Origin of the sequence: uncultured Gimesia sp. (genome assembly GCF_937919775.1) — a bacterium.
Classification (GTDB): domain Bacteria; phylum Planctomycetota; class Planctomycetia; order Planctomycetales; family Planctomycetaceae; genus Gimesia.
The window spans coordinates 1-5,432 of sequence record NZ_CALFPF010000410.1 but is presented as its reverse complement, the minus strand read 5'-3'; the positions used below and the strand labels follow the sequence as shown (position 1 = coordinate 5,432).

General features: G+C 48.5%; 6 protein-coding genes and 1 pseudogene. All 7 read right to left on the bottom strand.

Annotation, left to right across the window (positions count from 1 at the left end; genetic code table 11):
- Positions 1-606: pseudogene (locus Q0294_RS11315) on the bottom strand (hypothetical protein); the annotation flags it as partial.
- The gene (gene yacG / locus Q0294_RS11310) at positions 593-805 is read right to left on the bottom strand and encodes a DNA gyrase inhibitor YacG (RefSeq protein ID WP_299464942.1); all 213 of its coding nucleotides are present in this window, start codon (positions 803-805) and stop codon (positions 593-595) included. The gene yacG and the pseudogene Q0294_RS11315, both read right to left, overlap by 14 nt.
- Positions 806-884: 79 nt before the next feature.
- Entirely contained in the window at positions 885-1,178 is a 294-nt protein-coding gene (locus tag Q0294_RS11305; RefSeq protein WP_299464940.1) for an FmdB family zinc ribbon protein, read from the bottom strand.
- A gap of 27 nt (positions 1,179-1,205) precedes the next feature.
- On the bottom strand, positions 1,206-1,754 hold the full coding sequence (gene grpE, locus Q0294_RS11300; protein ID WP_299464937.1) for a nucleotide exchange factor GrpE: 549 nt from the start codon (positions 1,752-1,754) through the stop codon (positions 1,206-1,208).
- Positions 1,755-1,851: 97 nt separating this feature from the next.
- Positions 1,852-2,982 (bottom strand): molecular chaperone DnaJ, encoded by a 1,131-nt coding sequence (gene dnaJ, locus Q0294_RS11295; RefSeq protein WP_299464934.1) that lies wholly within the window; start codon positions 2,980-2,982, stop codon positions 1,852-1,854.
- 177 nt (positions 2,983-3,159) lie between these two features.
- Positions 3,160-4,779 (bottom strand): chaperonin GroEL, encoded by a 1,620-nt coding sequence (groL, locus tag Q0294_RS11290; RefSeq protein WP_299464930.1) that lies wholly within the window; start codon positions 4,777-4,779, stop codon positions 3,160-3,162.
- Between the two features lie 162 nt (positions 4,780-4,941).
- Positions 4,942-5,232: a co-chaperone GroES gene (locus Q0294_RS11285; protein WP_299464927.1), complete on the bottom strand. Its 291-nt coding sequence runs from the start codon at positions 5,230-5,232 to the stop codon at positions 4,942-4,944.
- Positions 5,233-5,432: the final 200 nt, after the last annotated feature.

The following is a 5,432-nucleotide window of genomic DNA, read 5'->3' as shown; positions in this document are numbered from 1 at the left end:
GAAGATTGTGAGCGCAACTGTAGCCATTGAGCTGGTATGGTGTTCCATGTGTTCGTAGACAGATTCCTCTGCCTGGTGGGCGCCAAGACTCAGTAACACAATCGCCGCGGTTAAAATCAGCATGGAGACAAACATGCGAGAAGTAATCGCTTCATTCAAAAAAATGCGGCCGAGTAGTGCGCCAGTTGTGAGGAGTGTTGCAAAACACAGGGGTACGGAAAATGCCAGCCCCCCTAAACTCAGTGACCATTGAAACATGACATTCCCACCAAACTGCATCACCAGCCCGGTGAGGATCAGCGGTATCACCAGTCGGCGGGGAGGCAGCGCAGGTAATCCTTGAGAACCGCGATAAGCAACCAGGACCCAGCCGACGAGCGTTGCGGGAAGTGATTTCAAAGCAGAAATCCAAATGGCCCAATCGACGTTGTTCTCGACGGCTGCCTCACGCAGTGCGATGTTGGCACCCGTATAAGCCAGGGCTGATATCAGTCCGAATATCGTTCCTCGTACTGCTGGAGTGAGGCCGCTTTTGTGCTGGCTGTCAGTGGTATCGGTCGAAGAGAAGGCAGGAGTGTGCGGAGAAGTCTCTTTAATCGTCTTCACCTTCTTGTTCTTGCTCCAGCTGCTGCAGTTCGATCATGCGCGGGTCCAGTTCCTCGATGATCGCATAGCGTCCTTCGGACCAGCGGAAAAAATCCACATCGCGACATTTTTTGCTGCAAAACGGGAACGGCGACTGGTCGTCACTCGCTTTGAATGTGACGACCTTTCGACAAATGGGGCATGTTTGAGGCTGAATCATCGAACCCTCAGACGAAAAGAGAAGCAAGAGTATGGTTTGATTCTCTTATAGATCAATTCAGGCAAAATATCAAAGGTAATCAGGAATCAGACGAGGAACTCTTATTTGTTGAGCCCGCATCACCGCTTGGGGGTTTAGAACTTTCCGATTGCGCTTTACTGTCCGCTTCCGCTGCTTTTTTATAAGAGCTGCTACGGTAATCAGTTTGGTAAAATCCGGAACCTTTGAAGATAATTCCGCCACCGGCACCGATGACGCGCTTCGCTTTGAGTTTACCACAAGCGGGACATTTTCTGAGCGGTTTGGCAGTGATGGACTGAAACTCTTCCCATTTATTGCCGCATTGGGAACATTCATAATCGTATGTTGGCATCGTTTATCTTCTCGCAAAAGAAATGAATTAACTACCCGCAGGGCCGGAAGAAACAATGACTTTAGTGGGGCGAACCACTCGGTCGTTCAGAATAAAGCCCTGTTCCAGTTCATGTGTGACGGTCATTGCAGGATATTCATCGGAAGGCATCTGCTGAAGTGCTTCATGCAGATTGGGATCAAATGGTTTTCCTAAAGCATCGATGGCTTTGATATTATGGCGCTGGAAGACGTCCAGGAGTTGTTTCGCCACCATTTCCACGCCCTGCTTGAGTTCATCAACCTGGCTCGCATTTTCTGCGGCATCAATGGCTCGTTTCAGATTATCCAGAGCGGGTAACAAGTCTTGAATGAACGGTGCAGCCGCATATTGACGCATCAGCTCCAGTTCTTTCTGGTACCGCTTACGGGTATTGTCCAGCTCCGCCTGTGAACGCAGAAAACGGTCCTGAGCTTCATCACGTTCAGAAATCGCTGCCTGTAATTGCTCTTCCAGTGTAGGCATTTCGTGGGGCGTTTCTTTTTCTTCAACCGGATTATTTTCGGTTTGGTTTTGAATTTCTTCAGGTTGTTCCATGTTTGTCATACTTCCGACCTGTCGCACTATTATTAAAACTGATGTTGTATGAAATAAAACAAAAAAACTGGTCCTTACAAACACCGTTTGAAAATCGTTAATCAGAGTGTGTAAAGTATTCTTTTAGTTTATCAATAAACGAATTTCGATTCGGACTGCGGTGTTGTGAAACTTCAGCATGTTCGATTTCCGCTAATTCACGCAGTAATTCTTCTTCCCGCTCTGAAATTTTCTTAGGCACATCGATCTGAACGATGACATGCAGATCTCCTCGACGACCCCCGTGAGGATTTGGCATGCCTAAACCTTTCAGGCGGAAAACTTCACCCGGCTGAGTGCCCGATGGAATTTTCAGATCGTGTCGTCCTTCCAGAGTGGGAATTTCGATATTGGCACCCAGGGCTGCCTGCGTGTATGTGATGGGAACATGACAACTGAGTTCCTGTTCCTGACGTCGGAACAGGGGATGTTCATCAACGCCAACCACAACATACAGATCTCCCCGAGGTCCTCCGTTTAAACCCGGATTGCCTTCTCCTCTGAGGCAAAGCTGCATGCCGTTGTCGATACCTGCAGGCACTTTGATGTCCAGTGTGATGTCACGGGAAATCCGCCCTTCTCCACGGCAGTCAGTACATTTATCTGAAATGACTTTTCCTGCACCACGACAACGGGGACAGGTTGTCTGCACGCGGAAAAAACCTTGCGATTGAACGACCTGCCCTGCACCGCCACAGTAATCGCAGTCATCGGGCTGTGTACCCGGTTTCGCGCCGGAGCCATGGCAGGTATCACAGGTTTCCTGACGGGGAATATGAATTTCCCGTTCACATCCGGAAGCGGCATCCAGAAGGTCAATCTGGATGCTGGTACGCAGGCTTTCCCCCTGTCGCGGACGATTGCCTCCCCGCTGTGAGTTACTCTTGAAGCCGAACCCTTCAAACAGGTCTCCAAACGCGCTGAAAATATCAGAAACGTCATGGAACTGACTGCCGCCTGCTCCAAAATCGGCGTGGCCGTATCGATCGTAGTGTGCGCGTTTTTTATCATCGCCCAGTACTTCGAAGGCTTCGGCCGCATCTTTGAAACGCTTAATCGCTTCTTCATCACCGGGATTGCGGTCCGGATGATTTGCCAGCGCCAGTTTCTTGTATGCCTTCTTGATTTCAACGCTGGTCACTTCGCGCGATACACCTAGAACTTCATAATAATCGCGTTTCGATGCCATAAATCACAACTCGTCATTAAAGGTTTTGAAATTTACCGTGTCCGCTCAGGTAAAATTTCTCATTTCAGTTGTTCTGTCAGAACTGAAAAAAACGGGCCACCATTTTACGGCGGCCCGTCTGATATCACAAAGTTCATTCTGAAATTCAAAGAGATGATTTTCAGTAAATTGCAGAAATTATCGAACGCTTCCTTCGACATCAGCCAGCTTGCCACCTTCGGTGCTATCACTTCGAGTGATGAGAACCTGTGTGGTCAACATCAGGCCAGCGATAGAAGCAGCATTTTTCAAGGCGTTTTTAACAACCTTGGCTGGGTCAATAATTCCCGCTTTGAACATATCTACGTACTCGCCAGTATTGGCATTATAGCCGTGGGAACCAGTAAGTTGTTTGACTTCGTCAGCGACGACAGCTCCATCAGTTCCGCAGTTTTCTGCAATCTGGCGAATCGGTCCTTCCAAAGCACGGGCAACAATACTGATGCCGATCTTCTCGTCGCTGTTTTTACCTTTGACTTTTTCAACGGCATCAATCGCTCTGAGAAGTGCAACGCCACCACCGGGAAGAATTCCTTCTTCAACAGCAGCACGGGTTGCGTGTAATGCATCTTCCATACGGGCTTTTGTTTGCTTCATTTCTGTTTCGGTTGCAGCTCCCACAGAGATGATCGCTACGCCACCAGTCAATTTGGCAAGGCGTTCCTGGTATTTTTCACGATCGTATTCGCTGTCTGTTTTTGAGAGTTGTCCACGGATTTGAGCAACACGTGCCTGCAATGCTTCCGTTGCTCCGGCACCTTCAATCAGAGTACAGGAATCTTTGGTGATTTCGATTTGTTTGGCCTGACCGAGTTGGCTTAATTCAACCGATTCCAGCTTGATACCAAGGTCTTCGGAAATCACAGTACCACCGGTCAGTACGGCAATGTCTGCCAGCATTGCTTTGCGGCGATCGCCAAAACCGGGTGCTTTCACAGCGGCAATGTTGAGGACGCCACGCAATTTGTTAACAACTAAAGCAGTTAAAGGCTCGCCTTCAACGTCTTCAGCGATAATCAATAAAGGCTTACCAGTCTGAGAGACTTTCTCCAGCAAAGGAACCAGATCCCTTAATGAAGAAATCTTGGATTCAAAAATCAGAATGTAGCAATTTTCAAGAATGCACTTCATGCCTTCGGTGTCAGTGACAAAATAAGGTGAAATATATCCCTTGTCAAACTGCATCCCGTCAGCAAAAGTGAGGGTTGTTTCATTTCCCTTGCCTTCTTCCACGGTGATCACACCATCGCGGCCGACTTTTTCGACGGCATCGGCAATCAGATTTCCGATGACAGAATCGTTGTTTGCTGAGATCGCACCCACCTGGGCAATTTCCGATTTTTCCGTTACAGGTTTTGCGAGTGCTTCGATTGCCTCCACGGCTGCTTCGACCGCTTTGTCGATTCCGCGGCGAACAATCATCGGGTTTGCACCCAGAGATAATCCGCGTAAACCTTCCTGGTAGATAGAACGAGCTAAAACGGTGGCTGTCGTCGTGCCGTCACCAGCGACATCGCTGGTTTTGGTGGCGACTTCATTGACCAGTTTGACTCCCATGTTTTCGAATGGATCTTCGACATCCACTTCTTTACTGACTGTAACACCGTCTTTGGTCACCAGCGGGTTTCCAAAATTTTTATCGATGATCACATTACGGCCTGTGGGGCCCATTGTGATGGCTACAGCGTCGCTAATGATTTGCACGCCTTTTTGAAGCTTGGTACGTGCGCGATCTTCAAACAATAGTTGCTTTGCCACGCTTATAAACTCCTCTGTTTAACAGGAACGAACATTTGATCGGATTACTCCGTTCTCCCCTGCGTAATATTGTGGTTTGAATTGGATTCCCAAAGCAGACAGATATTGAAAAGCGGTCAGCGATTCAGATAGCTGTCTGATGTTCCGATAAAAGTACGTTCTTTATTTAATGATTTTGGCAAGAATATCGCTTTCACGTAAAATCTTTACGTCTTTACCACTGACTTCAATATCTGTTCCACCATACTTGCCGTAGAGAACTTCGTCTCCGACTTCGACGGCAACCGGGCAGCGCTCGCCACTTTCCAGAAGTCGTCCCGGACCGACAGCGATCACGGTGCCGCTGTGTGGTTTTTCCTGGGCAGTGTCAGGCAGAACGATACCGCCAGCAGTCGTTTCTTCGGCAACATTAGGTTCAATAACGATACGGTCATCAAGGGGATGCAGTTCCATTGTGTTAACTCCCGATTATTCCAATTGGTCTGGTTGTATGTGTGAGTCCAGGATCAGTTCCCGGATCAAATGATGTTAATTGTTACAAGAAATTCAGCAAAGACTCTGGATCATATTCTCTGGAGAATACGACCACACGGGACTAGAAGCCACCCATGCCAGGCATGCCGCCCATGCCTCCCATTCCGGGCATGCCACCC